At 46.9% G+C, this 18,463-nt stretch carries 10 protein-coding genes; 3 read left to right on the top strand and 7 right to left on the bottom strand.

Annotated elements, in window-relative coordinates:
- Positions 1-10: 10 nt before the first annotated feature.
- From AB4114_RS05590 to AB4114_RS05560, 7 genes are all read right to left on the bottom strand, one after another.
- Positions 11-4,402, bottom strand: a complete 4,392-nt coding sequence (locus AB4114_RS05590; RefSeq protein WP_441987536.1) for a family 16 glycoside hydrolase — start codon at positions 4,400-4,402, stop codon at positions 11-13.
- A gap of 2 nt (positions 4,403-4,404) precedes the next feature.
- Positions 4,405-6,057, bottom strand: a complete 1,653-nt coding sequence (locus AB4114_RS05585) for an S-layer homology domain-containing protein (RefSeq protein ID WP_441987535.1) — start codon at positions 6,055-6,057, stop codon at positions 4,405-4,407.
- 497 nt (positions 6,058-6,554) lie between these two features.
- Positions 6,555-8,840 carry a helix-turn-helix domain-containing protein gene (locus AB4114_RS05580; protein WP_441987534.1) on the bottom strand — a complete coding sequence of 762 codons (2,286 nt, stop codon included), beginning with the start codon at positions 8,838-8,840 and terminating at the stop codon, positions 6,555-6,557.
- Between the two features lie 117 nt (positions 8,841-8,957).
- The gene (locus AB4114_RS05575) at positions 8,958-10,505 is read right to left on the bottom strand and encodes an extracellular solute-binding protein (protein ID WP_441987533.1); all 1,548 of its coding nucleotides are present in this window, start codon (positions 10,503-10,505) and stop codon (positions 8,958-8,960) included.
- Between the two features lie 55 nt (positions 10,506-10,560).
- Positions 10,561-11,445: a carbohydrate ABC transporter permease gene (locus AB4114_RS05570; RefSeq protein ID WP_441987532.1), complete on the bottom strand. Its 885-nt coding sequence runs from the start codon at positions 11,443-11,445 to the stop codon at positions 10,561-10,563.
- A 23-nt stretch (positions 11,446-11,468) separates the two neighbouring features.
- Positions 11,469-12,362, bottom strand: coding sequence for an ABC transporter permease (locus tag AB4114_RS05565; protein WP_441987832.1), 894 nt, complete (start codon positions 12,360-12,362; stop codon positions 11,469-11,471).
- A 414-nt stretch (positions 12,363-12,776) separates the two neighbouring features.
- Positions 12,777-14,282, bottom strand: coding sequence for a malate:quinone oxidoreductase (locus AB4114_RS05560; RefSeq protein WP_441987531.1), 1,506 nt, complete (start codon positions 14,280-14,282; stop codon positions 12,777-12,779).
- A gap of 603 nt (positions 14,283-14,885) precedes the next feature.
- Between AB4114_RS05560 and AB4114_RS05555 the strand changes: the two genes are divergently transcribed.
- From AB4114_RS05555 to AB4114_RS05545, 3 genes are read left to right on the top strand one after another with little or no spacing between them, the layout of a single operon-like run.
- Complete coding sequence (locus AB4114_RS05555; protein WP_441987530.1) at positions 14,886-16,226, top strand: spore germination protein; 1,341 nt, start codon at positions 14,886-14,888, stop codon at positions 16,224-16,226.
- Between the two features lie 3 nt (positions 16,227-16,229).
- Positions 16,230-17,339 carry a hypothetical protein gene (locus tag AB4114_RS05550; RefSeq protein WP_441987529.1) on the top strand — a complete coding sequence of 370 codons (1,110 nt, stop codon included), beginning with the start codon at positions 16,230-16,232 and terminating at the stop codon, positions 17,337-17,339.
- Positions 17,336-18,421 carry a Ger(x)C family spore germination protein gene (locus AB4114_RS05545; RefSeq protein ID WP_441987528.1) on the top strand — a complete coding sequence of 362 codons (1,086 nt, stop codon included), beginning with the start codon at positions 17,336-17,338 and terminating at the stop codon, positions 18,419-18,421. Before AB4114_RS05550 ends, AB4114_RS05545 begins: the two co-directional genes overlap by 4 nt.
- The last annotated feature ends 42 nt before the right edge of the window (positions 18,422-18,463 follow it).

Here is an 18,463-nt window from a genome sequence, read left to right as displayed (position 1 = left end):
TCTATTTCATTTATTCAAGGTCCAGCTTATTCGATAGCGCAAGCGGCAAACTTTCGTTCAAGAGATCCAATGAACTAACCACGAAAGCATGCACGTGATAGCCCGAATTCTCAGGATCCGCTACATCGAAGTGTCCGACTACACGATGACCCGCTCCCACTTCGCCTTCCATAGCGACATAAGAGACAGGTGTTGTTCCTTTGAGCAATTGGAAAAAGACAACTTCCGTTCCCGGATGATCAGCTGCATTTGCCGTACTGTTAACAAGTACACTCGCACTTAGACCATTACTTCTGTTCAATTGACCTTGTATGGAAAAAGGTAAAGGTGTATCCACCGGCGGCACGACGACAACGTCATCTGTCAATTCGGTCACGACGAAATCGTCGATTCTGGCTACTTGATTAGCGACTCGGATACCCGCTTTCCCTTGCGTTAAGGCAGGTGGATTCGAGGAGAACAAAGCGCCATTATCGATTTCATCGAAAATGAGGTTATCATCCACATAGCCCTTGAGATGATTGCCATCAACGATCAGTCTCAATTGATACCAGTTCCCGACGATGTACGGATAAGGAATTTTTTTGCTGTCCAGTTCCTTTAGACTGCCATTCACCATACGGCCCAAGGCCACATAGCCTGTACTGCCGCCCGCTAAGCCATTGGTGCCATTATGAATACGCAGCATATAGAAGTTCTTCGCATCTTCGGAAGAGCGCGCAATCACTCCCGGCAGTGAGGTTCCGACTTGCGCTTTGACCCTTGCTCGCACATCGTAATTCTTCCATGCACTTTGACCTACGGTAAAAGCCATGCTTGTCGTTGTATATTTCTCAAGCACCTTACCTTGCTCTTCATCCACGACTCGCAGATGTGAGGAAGCGCCATTCGGCGTTGCCCCATTGTTCCACCCTGTAGTAGGGTCAACATTGAAGCTGCCATTTTCAAAATTTTCCTGGTACAGCACCGCACCAGTCGGAGCTTCAGCATTGGCTACCAAATGCAACGTATATACGGTAGATGTACCAGCCTCTGAGGTAACTGTCACCTTCGCAGTACCTGTTCCATTCACCATAATGGCATCGGAAATCTGTGCGGTTGCCACATTGCTCGCTGTCGGCACAGCCTCAACGACTTTGACATAATTCGTCCTGGAAGGTACGTGAATCGTATAATCCGTTTGCCCTGGGATGAGTGCAATACTCATGGCTGGCAGCTTCTGACCTGGATCTGTCAGTGGGTCAGTGACCACGGACAGCCTTAAGCTGCTTAGCGTCGCATCAGAGCTGGCTTGCTTGAGTCTAAGCGAATAGTAATTCGCCCCATTCCCTTCACTCGATAAGGCCGCAATCGTATAGGTTTTCTCTTGGCCTACCGCATCAAACGTCACTTGCCCTGAGGCTGGCGAAACGGCAATACTGCCAGTTCCATAGGCTGATCCAGTAACCGTCACGGTACTTGTCGTAGAAGGCACAAGCACGGTGTAGCTGTTGATCTTTGGATCAAATCCGTTGATCGCCACGCCGTCTACTTTGATACTGCCAAGCAACGGTACGATCGGATATACCCTCACATCATCGAAGCTTGCTAACGCGTCATGACTGCGTAAGCCGAATTTACCACTCGTACGGCTTGCATCTGTTGTTTCAATGACAAGTTTACCATCGACATAGCCTTTCAATGTTGTGCCAATCGTTTCTAGATTGAGCTTATACCATTTCGACGAATCAATTGCTGTCGGCAAATCAACCGTTGCAAGAACCGTCGTCGTTCCGCTGATTCTTTTTTCCAGAATAGCTTGATTGGTCGTACTCGTTCTCATTATTTTAAAATAATACTGACTATTATACGTGCTCGCTCTAGCCAGCAACCCCATCTGTACTTGACCTGTGTAGCTGCTATTCGCCACCTTAACACGAGCTTCGACCCCATAGTCCTTTAAGTCTTCCCCAAGGATGGCAAAACTAGGTGTTGTGCCGTACGTATTTACCGGAATCGCGTAAGTGTTGTTCGTCACGCTGTCAGTTGCGAATGTCCATGGCGTAGAGGCGCTGCTGTACCCGATCATCGTCCAAGCGGAAGTATCCCGATCAGCGGTGGATTCGAACCCGTTTTTGTACATCCCATCTGCAAATACTTTCACTTCATTGATCGATAGCGGGCCATCGTACGTAGAGCCTGTTACCGTTAGTTTCACATAGCGTGCTTTCCCGGTGAACCAAGCCAGACTATTTCCCAAAGGCGGTACGTAGGCCGGGTTCGAGCTAAATGTCATATCCGATGCTAGTGCAAAATTGACACCGTCCAGGCTGGTTTCGATTTTATACGTGTACCCTCTGGAAGCGCTATTCGTCCAATCGATGCCCATGCCCGCGAGCTGGTAGGACTTGCCTAAATCGACCGTCACCGTTTGCGGATACGTGTTATTCGCAGCAATAGCTGCCGTTGTATCATAGCCATCCACGAGGTTGGCTCCGCCCGTCATGCCTTGAGATAGGGTCACCGTTTTACCTGCGGACACGATATTTTTGATGCTCGGATCCACGGCTTCCAGCTCGATGAGCATGACCGCATTTTTCTCCAGCGTTTGGCTTAGCACGATCGTATCGGTGAGATTGACGATCCCTTCGTCGACCATTTGCAGATCATCTATTTTGTTATAAGCATGATTACTATGGGATTCATCGACCAGCAGCTTTTTGTAGCGCACGCTTTTCCCTTGGAAGCCCGCAGGTAAATTCTTCACACTAATATCCACATTGGCGGATGCTGTCCCGTCACCTTGCTTGTTCCAAACCATCATCGTAGCTTTCGTATCGCTGTTCTTCGTGGCTAACATCCGTGTACCATAGATGTCCGTGCTGCCGCCGCTTGTCTTTACGCGCGTATCCCCCAACTGAGCAAACATGCGCATTGTATTGAAATATGGTGTGAAAAAAGTATGACCGAGCACCTCGTAATATTTCAGCTTATCACTCGTCCCGATGAGTTGGAACGTGTTGATGTCCGTGTTCCCCCATTTGATATCCACTCGCGCGATTGCTGGCGCATTCGAGCCTAAATCAAACTTCAACCACGTCCAATAGTCGGATTGCGTAAATTGTGTTGCATCATCATTGTCTGTTACAGCTGCAATGCTAGGATCATTAAGTGCATTCGGTATTGGAATGGGATTATTGCTGCTGTCAAAGAAGCGAATCTCTTTGATTTTCATCGRCTTCGACGTCGAAGCGGATTCACGCCAACCGCGCAAGTTCAAATACTGTAAGGATCGCGGATCGCTATTGGTAAAAGATTGCCAATTCGTCGTATCCCCGTTGCTTAACGCATAGTCGACATCGAATTGGTTTTTGAAATAGGCGTTGAGCGTATGCACCGCGACCCAATTCATCGGGATGTCGGTGCCTCCACGCGCATAAAAGTAGGCCGAATCCGTCATGAAAGCCGCTTGCTTGGCGAGACCGACATTGTTCGTCGTATCGCTTAAGCCGCCACCGCCTTTCCAACCGTACTCACTCACAATGGTGGTGGCATTCGGATAAAACCTGTGCAGATAGCCTTTCATCTCAATTTCCTGTGTCTCATTCATCCGCACATCCTCTTGGTAGCGGTGCCAAGAAACGAAATCCACTTGATAACCATTCGCATAAGCGATATCGACAAACTGCTTCTGCTTGTCAAAATTATATCCAGATAAAACCGGTCCCCCCACCTTAACGGATTGGCCAGTGAGCCCTTGGGTATTGACCCATTTCACAGCTTCTGACATCCCTTGATACATGCGCATATAACCGGGAATGTCTTCCTTGGTATGCCCGTAAAATGCTGGCTCCAAGTTCGGTTCGTTGCCGACCTCAATGTATTCGAGCTTTGGATTTTTCTCCTTCAACGTATAAATAATTTTCTTCATGGCCTTATCAAATTCCGGCCAATTCATCGTCGTTTCACCTGCGATCAAACGGTTCTTCTCCGGATTCGCGTCGCCGCCATAGGAGTACGCTAGAGAGATCAGCAGGGAATCGGAAAATTGAGACATGAAGTCATACGTTTCTTTGCGTGCGCTCAGCAAATCTGGATTGTTCGCATTTCGCGCATCGTCAATGGAGTAGGCCAAATAATCACTGTTCGCACTATCTTTATTGTAATACCAGTTGATTTTGACAAAATCCCGTACGACCTTCGTTTTAATCCCTTTCAATTCATCCACGACATGAACAGGCAGTGGGGTGTAATTCGTATTGTTAAATTGCTCCGTTCGTACAAGCGGTCCTTCTGAGACCGCATAGTCCGCCTCCATGTTCACGCTCGCTGCATGCGCAGATTGCGGGGCAAAACTTACGGCGGCTGAAGTGAGCATGAGGGCTGCAGTCAGCGCAGCACAATGCTTTTTAAATGATCCCATCCTTACCTACCTCCCGATAAATGATAAATCCGGTACAGCATTACGGCTGTTTCCGCTCTGCTCGTACTAGCCAACGGTTGCAGCAAGCCGTTGCTGCCTTCGATGATCCCTTGCTGAATCAACGCCTTGATGCTCTCTGACGCATAGCTCGCTACTTCAGCTGCATCCTTGAAAGCTGCCAAATCCGTGCCAGTTCCGGCTCCAGTAGGCTTCAGCTTACCAGCGATGGTCAGTGCTCTCGCTGTAAACGTCATCATTTCCTGTCTGGAAATGATTTGGTTCGGCTTGAACTGGTTATCGCCAAAACCTTGCGTAATGCCGAGCGTTCTTGCCGTTTGAACCGCCTCGTGATAGTAATCACTAGCATGAACATCCGCGAAGCTTTCCCCTGCTGACGCATTCATTTCTAGAGTCCGCACGAGCAGCAAGACAAAATCAGCACGTTTAATCGAGTCCGCAGGAGAAAATGCCTGCTCCGATGTTCCTGCTATGATTCCTTTAGCTGCCAGAGCCTCTATCTGCTTCTGAGCCCATGGGAATTTGGCGATATCTCCAAATGTCTTCGACACATAGACGACGGCATATGAGCTAAAATGTGTGGTGGTAAACGTCACCGTCCCTGATCTCTCGTCGTATTTGCCGCTCGTCACAGGTACGGGCTGTCCACTCTCGTCGAGATACCATATCGTGATGTTATCAGGGTGATTCCGCTCCGTTAATGTAGGTTGGTATGGGATTGATACGTTAACTGGCGCTTGGGCATTGGCCCAGGGCACCGGTTTACCATCAAGTTTCACATGAATGTCCACAATGGGCCGATTGCCAATCGCAGTCTTCACTTTCTCCGAGAAGCTATCTGCTTGGACATGGCGCAACGTGATAGACACATTCGCTTTCCCTGCCATGACCTCTGTTGTAAACATGTTGCTCGGCAAGGTTAACGAGCCGAACTCGGTTTGAAGCGTCAGCTGTCGTTTCATGCCTCCTTCGGTTAAGGCTGCCGCCGGAAGGCTCGTTTCATAAGCAACTGCCCCTTCCACTTTCTGCACGTCCAGCGTCAGCTTAGACGAAGCAGTGCCCTGCAAGTTAGCGAAGGCCTGATCTAGCGCTTCCAGTGTCACAGCCGCTTTCGCCACGCCAGCTGCGTCTTGCCCATTCACAGCTTGCAGCGCAAGTTCACCGATGCCAGGCTTCACGGTAGGAAGCTCAGGATTTGTCGGGGTATCCTCCCCCACAGGCGGAACCTCTGTCCCTGGATCTGTGCCAGGATCTGTGCCAGGATCCGTCCCCGGTTCTGTCCCCGGACCACCACCCCCGCTTGCAATAACTACGAACGTTGCCACACAGACATCACTTCCGGAACCAACCTTCACCGTATAGCTCCCCAGTGGTGCATTCGTCGGCAATGTTATCATCATACCCGTGAGCAGCTCCGCCTTCGTCAGTTGGTCCATTTCCAACATTGTATTGTTGGGTCGCATAATCTGAACGATGACTTCCTGCAAGCTCGTTGTTCCTTGGATCGTCAATGATTCGCCTTGCTTTTTCTGTCCGATCGCAGCAAGACTCGTTGACGGTTCAGCTGCATCGACGATGCTTGCCGTGAAAAGCAATACAAAGACCAACAGCATGCTTGTTAAGCGATTTATCAACACCAATATTACCCCCTGTTCCAATGGAAATAGTCAGATATAAATCGAGGAAGCGCTTTCTAATTTTGCTAACGACAACCATCCTACTCGCCATGGGCTGAGAAATGCATAAGTGCAACTTTTTCTAATAAATAAACGATTTCAGCTAAAATTGATGCGAGAAGGCATCAATTTCTGTGTTTTCAGCTCTTTTTTAACTTTTTCGACCCAAATAGATGCTCTTTTGCATTTATTTATAATAATTAAGAGCATTCTCCCGAAAAGGATGCTCTTTTGCATTTTTGCCACGGGTAATTAAGCTTCACTTACCCAAAACTTATCATTCTGATACTGTGAGAAAAACTTCTATCGAAGTCCTCCGAGGATGAGCGACCGCGTTTTAAATGTAGTTTTTTATCGCCAATAAGAATTTGTTCTTCCTAGTACCGGAAACTTATAAATTCTAATGTGGTAAGGTGGACTTTAGGTCCGCATATTACCTGTTCCTAAAGTCCTCTTCTTCACTTCTCTGGTTTCCCCCGATACTGTCCGGGGGTTATGCCTTCCATTTTGCGGAAATAGCGAATGAAATTCGCCGGATTGTTGTATTTGAGCTTCTCCGCGATATCCGTGACCGTCATATTCGTCTCGCGCAGCCAGCGTTTGGCAATATCGAGACGGTATTGCGCCAAATACTCGGCAAAATTAATCCCCGTCTCCTGACGGAACACCCGACTGATGTACTGCGGGTGATAATTAATGCGTGCAGCGCATTTTTCCAACGTTAAATCCGTATCAAACGCTTCCTCAATCAGTCGCTTCACCTCATCCGAAATCGTACGGAATTGCGTATCCCTCCGCTCTTCCAGCAAGCCGATGCTAGGCTCCACAATTTGCTCGTAGAACCAAGCTTCGATCTCCCTGGCAGCATGAAGGTGCAGCAGCTCATCGAACAGGGAGCGCTCCTTCTGATTCAGCGCATATAACGAGATGCCGGAATCTTGCAGCAGACGGATCAAATCGACCAACAAACGCACGAGTGAAAGCTGATAATCGTTGTGATTATCGACGGATTTGGAGGCATTCTCAATGAATATCGCTAACGCCACATGTGCACGTGTCTTATCAGACGACTGGATCGCATCGATTAATTGCGCTGCCGCTTCCTTCGGATATTGACTCTCCTTGCCTTTCTTAGGCTGCACGTCCTCAATGAACAATGCCGCCTCCCTCCCAAGCTGCACGCGATATTTCAGCGCCACTACGCATTCCGCATAACCTTGCTCTGCATCCATCCAATGAGTGAAACTCCGACTGATGCCCACACTCGCTTCTACAGACAGGTAGCCTTTCACTGCTTCTTGAATGGTAACAGCCATATCGAACACCTTATCCTTGAAGGATTCTTCAGAGCCTGTTTGCGTACCCGCAATCAGTAGCACCGCGTCTTGAAAGACGATCGGAGCCAACCGCTCTTGACTCGGCACTAGTTCCGAAACGATATTGCTGATAGCGAAGAGCAGTAAATCACGGTCCTTCTCATCAAACCGACTTTCCGCTAAATCATCGATTTGGAAAAGCAGCACGCGCATTTTATCCCACTCCAAGGTATAGCCATAATACTGGAGTCGCTCTTGAATTTCTGATGACTTCGCCTCACCCGTGAGCATCTTGCGAACGAGCAGCTCGGTCATATGCTCTTGTTGGCCTTCCAACTGAAATTGCATCCGCGATTGATTGGATAAAAGCGATTGAATGCCTTCGCTGATGACGCCTAATTCGTCCTTCGCTTCACGCGAAGTTTTGGCATCGGCAAGGGAGCGATAAATGCTCCTTACAGGTCTATACACACTGCGTGTACCAAGTACCGCGATGATAACGGATGTACACAAAGCGATGACACTAACCCACAAGGATGTCCATGCAATGCTTTTGGCCCGCTTCGTCATCTCACTAATCGGTAGCACAGCTACGTACGTCCAACCATTGTAAGCCGATTTGCGATAAGAAATGGACATGTCCTCGTCCTGCATTTTGGATTTGAACAGCCCGGTTGACTCGTTTGATTCCGCGATGTGACGAATGAACGCCTCTTGCGACATATCTTGACCGATTAATGTTCGGTCCCTATGAGCAACGAGCTTGTTCATTTCATCCAAGATGTAGATCTGTCCCATGTTGTCATCTTCTAAATCGATCAGGTTGTTCGTTTCCTTGCCTGACAACAGTACCGCCATCATCCCCTGAGGCTTCAGGGAGTTGATCGGCCACTTTTTAACATTCATAATCGTGTAGTTATTGCTCACAACCGATGATTCCGCATCATAACGCTCGGATAAGTCCATGCTGACCCACTTGGAGCCAGGCTGCATCGTGGCGAACTCACGCAACAGATCTTTCATTTTCACATGACTATATTCATTAAAACCTGAATTGCTAATTAACCAATCATTCTCCAGGCTAAACAGGAAGACGTCCTTGATTCCCAGCTCGAAGGTCTGTATCCCCAGAAGGTTATCATAGAGATCGTTAATGAGCTCTGAATCCGTGATGGTAAGCCGCTTGCCAATCGCGCTCGTCATGAGCGGAGTATTCAGCAATTGCGATGCTGTGTAATCGATGGTCTTCAACGTTTGCTCGACGCGCAGCTGCGTTTGACGCAAGATTTGTGCGTTGCTTTCGTTCACCTTTTCCAGAACGGTATGAGAGGAATATGTATACGAGTACCATCCCAAAATAAGAACTGGAAAAGCCCCCACAACGAGCGTCAGCACGATTAATTTGCGTAAGTAAGTATGTGTCTTCATGCCCCGGTTGTCTCCTTCAGCAGGCTTGTCTTGGTTACTGTCCGTTCGTCTAGTATAACAAATAGGATCTGTGTCATGGGGAAAAACATAGACCCTGACAGCGGGGCACAAGACGGTTTACTTCTTGGCTGATTTGTTATATTCGGCTGTGTACTCTTCGATTACCTTGCTGCCGCCATTTTGCTTCCATTGTTCCACGACTTTGTTCCAGCCGTTCTCATCCAGCGCACCCATAATAAATTTCGTTCTCGCGTCCTCTATCAATTTATCCAGTTCCTTGCCTTTTTCGCTAGCCGTGTCCGAAATAAAAGCGTTTACTGGATTCTCAATGGCGATTTTCGCATTTTCCTTCCAAACATTGTCCCGTTGATGCACAAGCTCAGGACCGAACGTTGTCACTTGATCTCTCAATACCGCAAGCTGAGAAGAATCGCCCATCCCGTATTCGACGAGTAATTTAGGATCTGCTGTTTTCTTGTATTCACCATTTTCAACCGTGTATTGACGGCCTTCAATACCGTTATAGAGCATATTCTGCATGTCTTTATCGGATAATTTATCAAAATAGTTCAAAATCGCTTTCAGTTCAGTTTCTGTTTTTACAGATGTCTTAGGGATCATGAAAATCCCATAGGATCCTGTTCCAGCAATACTGCGAAGTCCCTTCGGCCCTTCCAATGCACCAATGATGGCGACTTTAGCTTTCGGATCTACCTTCTTCGCTTGCTCTTCAATGCCGTTCGCATCATTCAAGTTAGCAACCCAAGCTCCTGCTGTTCCTTTGTTCATCACTTGACGACCGTCTTTGACGACTGCGAAATCGAGATTGATCAGCTTCTCATCGTACAGCTTTTTGTAGAACTTCATCGTTTCCAAATACGCCGGTGACAGGTGCGCGGGGCTCATCTTACCATCTTTTAATTCCCAGTCTGCTGGTCCACCATGCCAAGCCAACATGTCTCTCCAACCCGCAGGAGTTTGCTGCTCAACGAGTCCGACCGTATCATTTTTACCATTTTTATCTGGATCATTATTCGTAAAAGCTTTCAGCACATTGTAGAACTCATCAATCGTCTTCGGTACCTGTAAGCCCAAATTGTCTAACCAATCCTTACGCAGGGTAATCCCGTCTCTCGCCAAATCACGCTCCCGATAAATCCCGTACACTTTCCCGTCGATAGAAATCGCGTTCAAGGCAATGGGGTTCATTCGGCTCAAGTTTTTGTAATCCTTCAAGTAAGGTCCGAGCTCCCAGAACATGCCTGAGCGAACGGAATTCACAATGAAAGGTACCTTTTGATTCAAAACAGTAATGACACTCGGCAACTCACCTGAGGCAACCGTTGCGCTCAATTTATCCGAATAGGTCGCAGATGGCACCCAATTCAATTTCAGTTCCGTGTTCGTCACGCTTTGAATTTTCTTGAAAATCTCGCCGTCAGTTGCCATTGGCTCCGGATTGAAGCTTGGCATCATGATCGACATTTTATAAGGAGCTGCCGGCTTCGCGGCTTCCGTTGTTGCAGCGGACGGCTTCGGGCTTGCATCGGCGCTTGCCGCTTCCTTGCTTCCTCCGCCACAACCTGCAGCAACCCCAGCAGTCAGTGTTAGAAGAGAAGCTAATGCGATGGACTTGCTCATTTGCGGATGTAACCTTTTTTTCATGATAAACGTCCTCCCTTTTTATATGATACATCTATCGAGAAACTGTGGAAACAGTTTACCCTTTAACGGAACCCAGCAGTACGCCTTTAGCGAAATGCTTTTGCAAAAACGGATACACAATCAGGATCGGCAATGTGGAAATCACGATAACAGCCATCTTCACACTTTGTTCAGGCGGTTGTACGAAATCAGCTGCGAGTGAAGTCGAATCGCCTAGCCCACCGCCATCTGACATGATGACAATCTGTCTGAGCAGCACCTGAATCGGCCATTTGGTGGAATCATTGATATAGAGCACGGCGCTGAAAAAAGTGTTCCAATGGCCCACCGCGTAGAACAGTGAGAAAGTGGCAATGGCCGGCAGGGAAAGCGGAATGACGATGCGGAACAAAATTCCCGGATCCGAGCAGCCATCGATCTTGGCCGATTCCTCCAAGCCGTCGGGCAGCTGCTGAAAGAAATTCCGCATAATAATGAGATTGAACGCGCTAATCGCACCGGGAATCAACAAAGACCAATACGTATCAATCATGCCCAGCTGCTTAATTACCAGAAACGTTGGGATCATACCGCCGCTAAATAACATGGTGAAAATCACAGCGATCTGAATCGGTTTGCGGTAATCCAAATCTTTCCGCGCTAGCGGGTAGGCCATCAAACACGTCATCATAATATTGATCAACGTACCTGCAATCGTAATGAAAATCGTAACGCCCATGCTGCGCATCAACGTACCAGTAGAGAAGATGTATTCATAGGCACTCATCGAAAATTCCGTCGGGAACAGGATGAAGCCTCTTTGCAGTAATTCCTTTTGGGTCGCAAACGAGCCCGCAACGATATAAATAAAAGGGATCAATGTCACTAATGCAAACACAGTTAACAAGGTGATATTGACCGTATCAAACAGTCTGCTGCCAACCGAACGATCTTTAACCATGGGATAACCTCCGTTCCATTGTTTTACACAACACCTTCCTCGCCCATTCGCTTGGCGATAAAGTTCGAAGCTGCCACGAGCACGAGCCCAACAATTGATTTGAACAAGCCGACAGCCGTGCTATAGCTATACTGTCCTTCCGAAATCCCTGTCGAATACACATACGTATCGAACACCTCGCCAACCTCGCGATTCATCGCATTCAGCATGAGCCAAATTTGCTCAAAACCGGTGTCAAGAAAATGTCCAAGCCGCAGGATCAGCAGAATCACAATCGTGGAGCGAATAGCGGGAAACGTTACATGCATCATTTGTTGCATGCGGTTCGCACCATCGATGCGAGCAGCTTCATATTGCTGTGGGTCCACACCCGACAACGCCGCTAGGAAAATGATCGTCCCCCAGCCTGTTTCCTTCCAGATTACCTCTGCTGTGATGAAGGTTCGGAACCAGTCCGCGCTGAGCAAGAAGTTAATCTTTTCACCGCCAAGCGACTTAATTCCCTCGTTCACCAGTCCACCTTCGGTAGTAAAGAATAAGTAGACAATGGATACAATAACGACCCATGACATGAAATGTGGGATGTACACCACGGTTTGAATCGTCCTTTTAAAAAACTCAACACGAAGTTCATTCAGCATTAACGCGATAATAATGGGTAATGGAAAAAAGAACACAATATTATAGATGGCTAATATGAATGTGTTGCTGAGCAGCCGCCAGAATAGCGGGTCTCCGAAGAACCGATCGAAGTGCTTCATCCCTACCCATTGGCTATCCCAGAAGCCGAGGAACGGCTGGTAATTCTTGAAAGCGATGAGAACGCCGTACATAGGTACGTACTTAAAAATGAGAAAATACAAGATGCCAGGGAGCAGCATCAGATACAGCCATCGGTTACGCAGCATGCGTTTCATATGTTGCTTCCGATGTATCCCTCTTGCGGATGTCGCGGATGTCGCGGACGCCTTGGTCGCGGCTACGGCTGATTCCGTGTGCATAACTGCACTTCCTTTCCTATCAGACTGAAGTGGTGATGTTCATGTTCGAACACGTCAATTGCTACCTCTGCATCATAGGGAACACGCGCTATTGCCGTCCATAGTCATTCCTGCACGTGTTTCATAGGAGCGTGTAAAGCCCGTCATACCAAGGGTTTCCGCCGTATTATAGTCATCATCGAACACCGTATAGTCATTGTTATACACGGTGACGAGGGGACGAGGAATAGACGAGGAAAAGCCCTATCCGATGGGCGGTTGGGCCGGTGGATAGAGCTATATACAACAAAAAGAGGAGTTCCGCCGCGAAGCCAAACTCCCCACTATTTATTAACGTGATACCTCTAACGATTTCTTTCCACTTAGACCGAGAATCCGAGAAGTTGACGAATGGATTTCATCAATAAGCTCTGGATGTTTCAGAAGCGACACACCGTAACTCGGAATCATTTCTTTAATTTTCGGTTCCCATTCCTTGATATGTTCTGGGAAACATTTCGATACAAGCTCAAGCATGACCGATACCGCGGTAGAAGCTCCTGGAGAAGCACCGAGCAAAGCCGCTAATGAGCCGTCAGCCGAACTAATTACTTCCGTACMAAACTGCAGCGTTCCTTTACCAGCAGCCGTGTCTTTAATAACTTGTACACGTTGACCCGCTACAACTAACTCCCAATCCTCGGTTTTGGCACTTGGGATAAACTCCCGCAGTTCTTCCATCCGCTTTTCTTTCGACAGCATCACTTGCTCGATGAKGTATTTCGTCAATGACATGTTCTTAGCGCCAGCTGACAACATCGTCACGAGATTATTCGGTTTAACGGAAGTTACCAAATCGAACATGGAACCGGTTTTCAGGAACTTAGGCGAGAACCCGGCAAATGGTCCAAATAACAACGATTTTTTATTATCGATAAATCGTGTATCCAGATGCGGAACTGACATTGGCGGTGCGCCAAGCTTCGCTTTGCCGTATACTTTGGCATGATGCTCCGCGACAACTGCTGGATTATTACATACCATAAAAATGCCGCTTACCGGGAATCCTCCGATATTTCTACCTTCTGGAATACCGGATTTTTGCAGCAGATGCAGGCTTCCGCCGCCGCCGCCAATAAAGACGAATTTAGCTGTTTKGCGCTCAACACTGCCACTATTAATATTGCGTATTTTCAATTCCCATGAGCCATCGCTAGTACGTCTCAAATTATCAACGCTGTGTTTATATTTGATATCAACGTTCTTCTTCTTTAAGTGATCGAATAGTATACGCGTTAAAGCGCCAAAGTTAACGTCCGTACCGGAGTCAATTTTGGTTGCCGCGATCGGTTCATTCGATGGACGATCTTTGATAATCAGCGGAATCCATTCCATTAGCTTTTTAGGGTCATCGGAAAATTCCATCCCTTGGAATAGGGAGTTCTTCGACATCGCTTCATAGCGTTTCTTCAAAAACGATACATTTTGTTTCCCTAGAACCATACTCATATGAGGCAATGGCATGATAAAGTCCTGCGGATCACGGATTAGCTTACTGTTTACAAGATAAGACCAGAACTGCATGGAATGCTGGAACTGTTCATTAATTTGGATAGCTTTACTGATATCTATAGATCCGTCTGGTTTTTCGGAAGTGTAGTTAAGTTCGCACAGTGCCGCATGACCTGTACCTGCATTATTCCATTCGTTAGAACTTTCCTCTCCAGCATTTTCGAGCTTCTCAAAGACTTTAATTTCCCATTCTGGCACTAATTCCTTCAGAAGTGTCCCTAAAGTCGCACTCATGATGCCAGCACCGATTAAGATGACGTCTGTTTTCGTTTGTATGTTACTCATTTTTACCATCCTTATACCCTGAAATTTGCAGAAAGGATATAGGCGCGCCTGCTTAGCGTTACAGCAAGCCAAGTCACGGCCTAGACACACACCTTTTCTGGATCAATTAATAAGCCAATCGATAAAATATTATTACTATTATATGATAGTTATAAGCACTACGACAAGAAGTGTGTCGAAGAAGTCTTGTCGAATAAGCGAATAACTACTAAGAAAGACCTGCAGCATTCAGCTGTAGGTCCATAGATAAGAAATTTCAATACATATTTACTCCGTCGATGACGAAATCCGTTATTTTTTAAGCTCCGATGGGCCTCGAGCCCAACTTCGCGCAATTCATTATAATCGAAACCGTGCCCTACAGCAATACTTCTCCCCATAGTCATACAATGACTTCCTCCATAATTTCCATTATCTCTATATCCTGCTCCTCCTACCTAGAATCCATCCATCGTTTTCCGAGGGCTGTTACGGTTCCTGAAATATAGCTGTTTTGATTTTTGTATAAGTTTCGCTCTGCCTACCGATCAATTCCTGATTATTCTCCTCCCTTTCAGGGCACGCTAAGCCGCATGGTAATGTAAGGGAATTGGGGGGATTGGCATGATCGAACGCATCCGTGCTGAATTGAATAATCCAGCTGACCTATTCTATGACACCCTAGACAATGGCTATATGCAAATGGAAGTGATTTACTTCCCTTCTCTTTGTGACCTCGCTCTAATCAAAAATGGATTGACCGTTCCTTACTCTTACTGCTTTAATCCAGAAGAGTTCGATCGTATGCTTCATTCGAACCCTGCCTTCGGCAGAGCGGATCACTCTGAGCATTGGACGTCTTTGCTGCTCAAAGGTACAGTCCTCTTTCAAATTGAAGAGCAGGTCTACCGATTCGACGTGCAGCGGAAGTTTCAAGACAAACCTGATACCGTTCAGGTTGAAGTTGCCATTCAGGGGCCTCAGAGTGCGCTTAACGAAGATTTGGATTTAAATATTAGCCTCGTTCGGATGCGTTATAATGCGCCCTCCCTTTGCGTGGAAACGCATACGATTGGACAAATTTCGAAAACGCGAGTCAGCGTTCTTTATGACAAGGATCTTGTCAATGAAGAGGTACTTAAACTATTAAACGAGCGGATGTCCACCATTCATATAAAAATTCTCCAAGCTTCCGGCCAGCTCTTGCAGTCGCTCTCGGGACGGAGACATCGATTTTTCCCTATCATCCTCCAAACAGAGAGACCTGACCGTATCGCAGCCATGCTCGAAAGAGGGAAAATTGCTCTCCTTCAGGATGGAAGTCGCTTCGGGCTCGTTCTTCCAGTGCGGCTCTTTGACTTCCTGCATGCCATGGATGATGACTATGAATCCTATTGGATGAGCAAGTGCCTCGTCCTGCTCCGCTATTTCGCTATGTTTTTAACCATTACACTACCTGCTCTTTATATTGCGATTGTCTCTTATAATCCTGAAGTTCTCCGCGTCCAATTGACGCTTTCGATCGCAGGAAGCCGTGTCGTCGTCCCCTATCCGTCCTTTGTCGAAGTCTTCATCATGTTATTCATGATCGAGGCCTTGATCGAGGCTAGTCTCAGGCTGCCGCGCTATGTGGGATCGACCGCAACAACAGTTGGAGGTCTCATCCTAGGTCAAGCCATCCAACAAGCAGGATTAGTCAGCAGCATTATGATTATTGTAACCTCCGTTGTCGCGATTTCTAATTTCGTAATTCCGAATAACGGTTTCGGCTACTCGGTTCGTTTCGTTAAATATATCTTTGTGATAGCTTCAATTTTCTTTGGATTGCTTGGTGTTGTCGTTTTGGGCTTCATCTTAATTTCCTATTGGTGTAGTCTTAGGAGCTTTGGTCAACCTTATTTATCCCTATACGTCCCCAAACTTGAGGCGAAAGCACACCATAACTTCAAAAAGGGGGCAAAGTAAGTCATGTCACGGTATACCTACTATCATGTGCTCTATGTCGGCATGATTAATATCATGATGTTTGTCCCCTCTTTACTGATCCGTGACCGTTTCAATGGCGCCGTATCGGGCATGCTTGTCGCGATGGTTATTGGCTCGATCCTCTCTCTTGGCACCATGGCTTGCTTTGAGCGGTTTCCAGGACTCGGCTTTCCAGAGCTGTGTGACCGGTATACCCCTCGCTGGTTTAGCCAAGCCAACATCATATTTGCTGCGCTGTGCCTTTGGCTGCCTGCTGGCATTATTGTTATTTTTGCTTACTCCGAAACCGTTCGTATGTTTTTCTATCCAGACATCAACCCCTATCTGAATCTATCTCTCATGGCAACAGCCGCTGTGTGGGCATGCAGCAGATCGACACGTACGGTCCAATTCATTCATGAAGTCATGGTGATTCTCAGCTCACCTTTGCTTATTTTATTTATCGTGAAAGCTATTTCCAATGAAAATATTAACTGGGATGCGATTCGTTATGTGGCAGGTTATGTCAATAAGCCACCTTCTTTCGATACGATCGCTGCTTCTACTTTTTTATTCTCTGGCTATCTCAGCCTCCTCATTTTCAATCGGCTATATACGGTGGGTTTTAAATTCCGTTTTCGCTGGGTTGTGCCGATATTCGGCATTGTATTCTTATTGATTACTTTTTTTGTGCCTATCGGCTTTCATGGGACGGTTGGCGTTGAAAATTATGTTTACCTATGGAGCATGACGGCGGATTCCATGATGACGGAATACGGGTTTATTAACCGTGTTTTGTTCGTCTTTCTGCTCCTCTTCATAGGATTATCGCTGTTGTTCGTCATGAATACTTGGCACACGACGATTATGTTGCTCCGCTACGCCATCAATGGCGCGACAGAAGTAGAAGAAGACCCTGTTCCTTGGATGAACGTATGGCTCGGGGTCAGCATCGGTTTAATTGCCCTCCTATTCATGCGAGTTGTCAATCTGGAGAGAAATCAGTATTTCTCCGAAGGCTGGTTAGTGCTTCGATTTTTCGTTGAAATCTACTTCCTTTTCCTGATGATTTACTTCGTTAGAAAGCAAAAAAAGGAACAAAATCACCTATGAAAATAAAACTATTTCTCACCTGTCTATCCCTTCTGCTTATCTGTACAAGTCTTTCCGGATGCGGTTTCAAGGATATTGACAAGCGCTTCTTTGTCGTTGCCATGGGTGTCGATTGGACAGGTAAGGAGGATAAACCTTATCTCGTCACCCTGCGGCTGGCCATCCCCGCTTCGAAGGTAGGTGAGGGGCTGGCTGAAAGCCAGATCGAATATCAAGAAGCCAAGAGCATCGCAGAAGCTGTAAGAAATCTCAAAGCACACGTCGATAAAGAGCTTGATTTCGGCCATTGCCGTATGTTCCTTTTTGGCGAAAGCTTAGCGAAAGTGTCCCTAGAAGAGCCATTGAATTGGCTTACTCGAAGACGTGACATTCAACTCATTTCTTATACAGCCGTGGCTGAACCTACTGCACGTAAGCTTCTTGAAGCGATCCCAACTACCGAGAGACTTGCTGGAAACTCTTTTTTTCTCACCTTCGGGAAGGAAGGAACGGTTTCTCCTTATACGGTAACCGCGCTTTTATTTGACACTTTCCGCCGTTTCAAAGAAACCGGGTTAGACCCCTATTTTCCGATTATTAGCTTTGATGGTAATTCTTATGTCGTTGAGCATCTTGCTTTGCTTAATAAAAAAACGCAACGCACCGTCCTCAACCCGCAGGAGACTCAGCTTTATAATTTGAGTGCGAATAAGTTCAGCAAGGCAGGGATTATGATCACATATAGTGGAGAGCCACTGAGCTTCTATGTAGCGCGTGTCACGAAGCATATTACGATTTCCAAAGAAACTACGCCTGTCGTCAAACTGACACTCAGTCTTACAGGCATGATTGAACAAGGTGCTATAGGTTTGGACATTCACAAAGTTCAGCCGCAACTTGAACAGCAAGTCAATCAGTCCGTAGAGGCACTCCTCTACAAAATCAGGGATGCGAATGTTGATCCATATGGCTTTGGTCTTCATTATTTGGGCCAGCATTTTGGCAAAGAGAAGGATTGGGAGCATTGGCAGTCTGTTTATCCAGAGGTTAAATTCGAAGTGGAAACGCATGTGAAAATCGAGAGTACGGGATTGGTGCATTAAAAAGAGCGCTAGGCCACCTTCAGGGCCTCTGCTTCTCCCGAG

Origin of the sequence: Paenibacillus sp. 2RAB27 (genome assembly GCF_052115445.1) — a bacterium.
Classification (GTDB): Bacteria; Bacillota; Bacilli; order Paenibacillales; family NBRC-103111; genus Paenibacillus_E.
This window is presented reverse-complemented; position numbering and strand designations above follow the sequence as displayed.

What these genes read in the sequence shown, in the direction of transcription:
- AB4114_RS05550 (WP_441987529.1), top strand. Translation starts at nt 16,230, where the DNA reads ATGTCACGGTATACCTACTATCATGTGCTCTATGTCGGCATGATTAAT.
- AB4114_RS05575 (WP_441987533.1), bottom strand. Translation starts at nt 10,505, where the DNA reads ATGAAAAAAAGGTTACATCCGCAAATGAGCAAGTCCATCGCATTAGCT.
- AB4114_RS05570 (WP_441987532.1), bottom strand. Translation starts at nt 11,445, where the DNA reads ATGGTTAAAGATCGTTCGGTTGGCAGCAGACTGTTTGATACGGTCAAT.
- AB4114_RS05545 (WP_441987528.1), top strand. Translation starts at nt 17,336, where the DNA reads ATGAAAATAAAACTATTTCTCACCTGTCTATCCCTTCTGCTTATCTGT.
- AB4114_RS05555 (WP_441987530.1), top strand. Translation starts at nt 14,886, where the DNA reads ATGATCGAACGCATCCGTGCTGAATTGAATAATCCAGCTGACCTATTC.
- AB4114_RS05565 (WP_441987832.1), bottom strand. Translation starts at nt 12,362, where the DNA reads ATGAAACGCATGCTGCGTAACCGATGGCTGTATCTGATGCTGCTCCCT.
- AB4114_RS05580 (WP_441987534.1), bottom strand. Translation starts at nt 8,840, where the DNA reads ATGAAGACACATACTTACTTACGCAAATTAATCGTGCTGACGCTCGTT.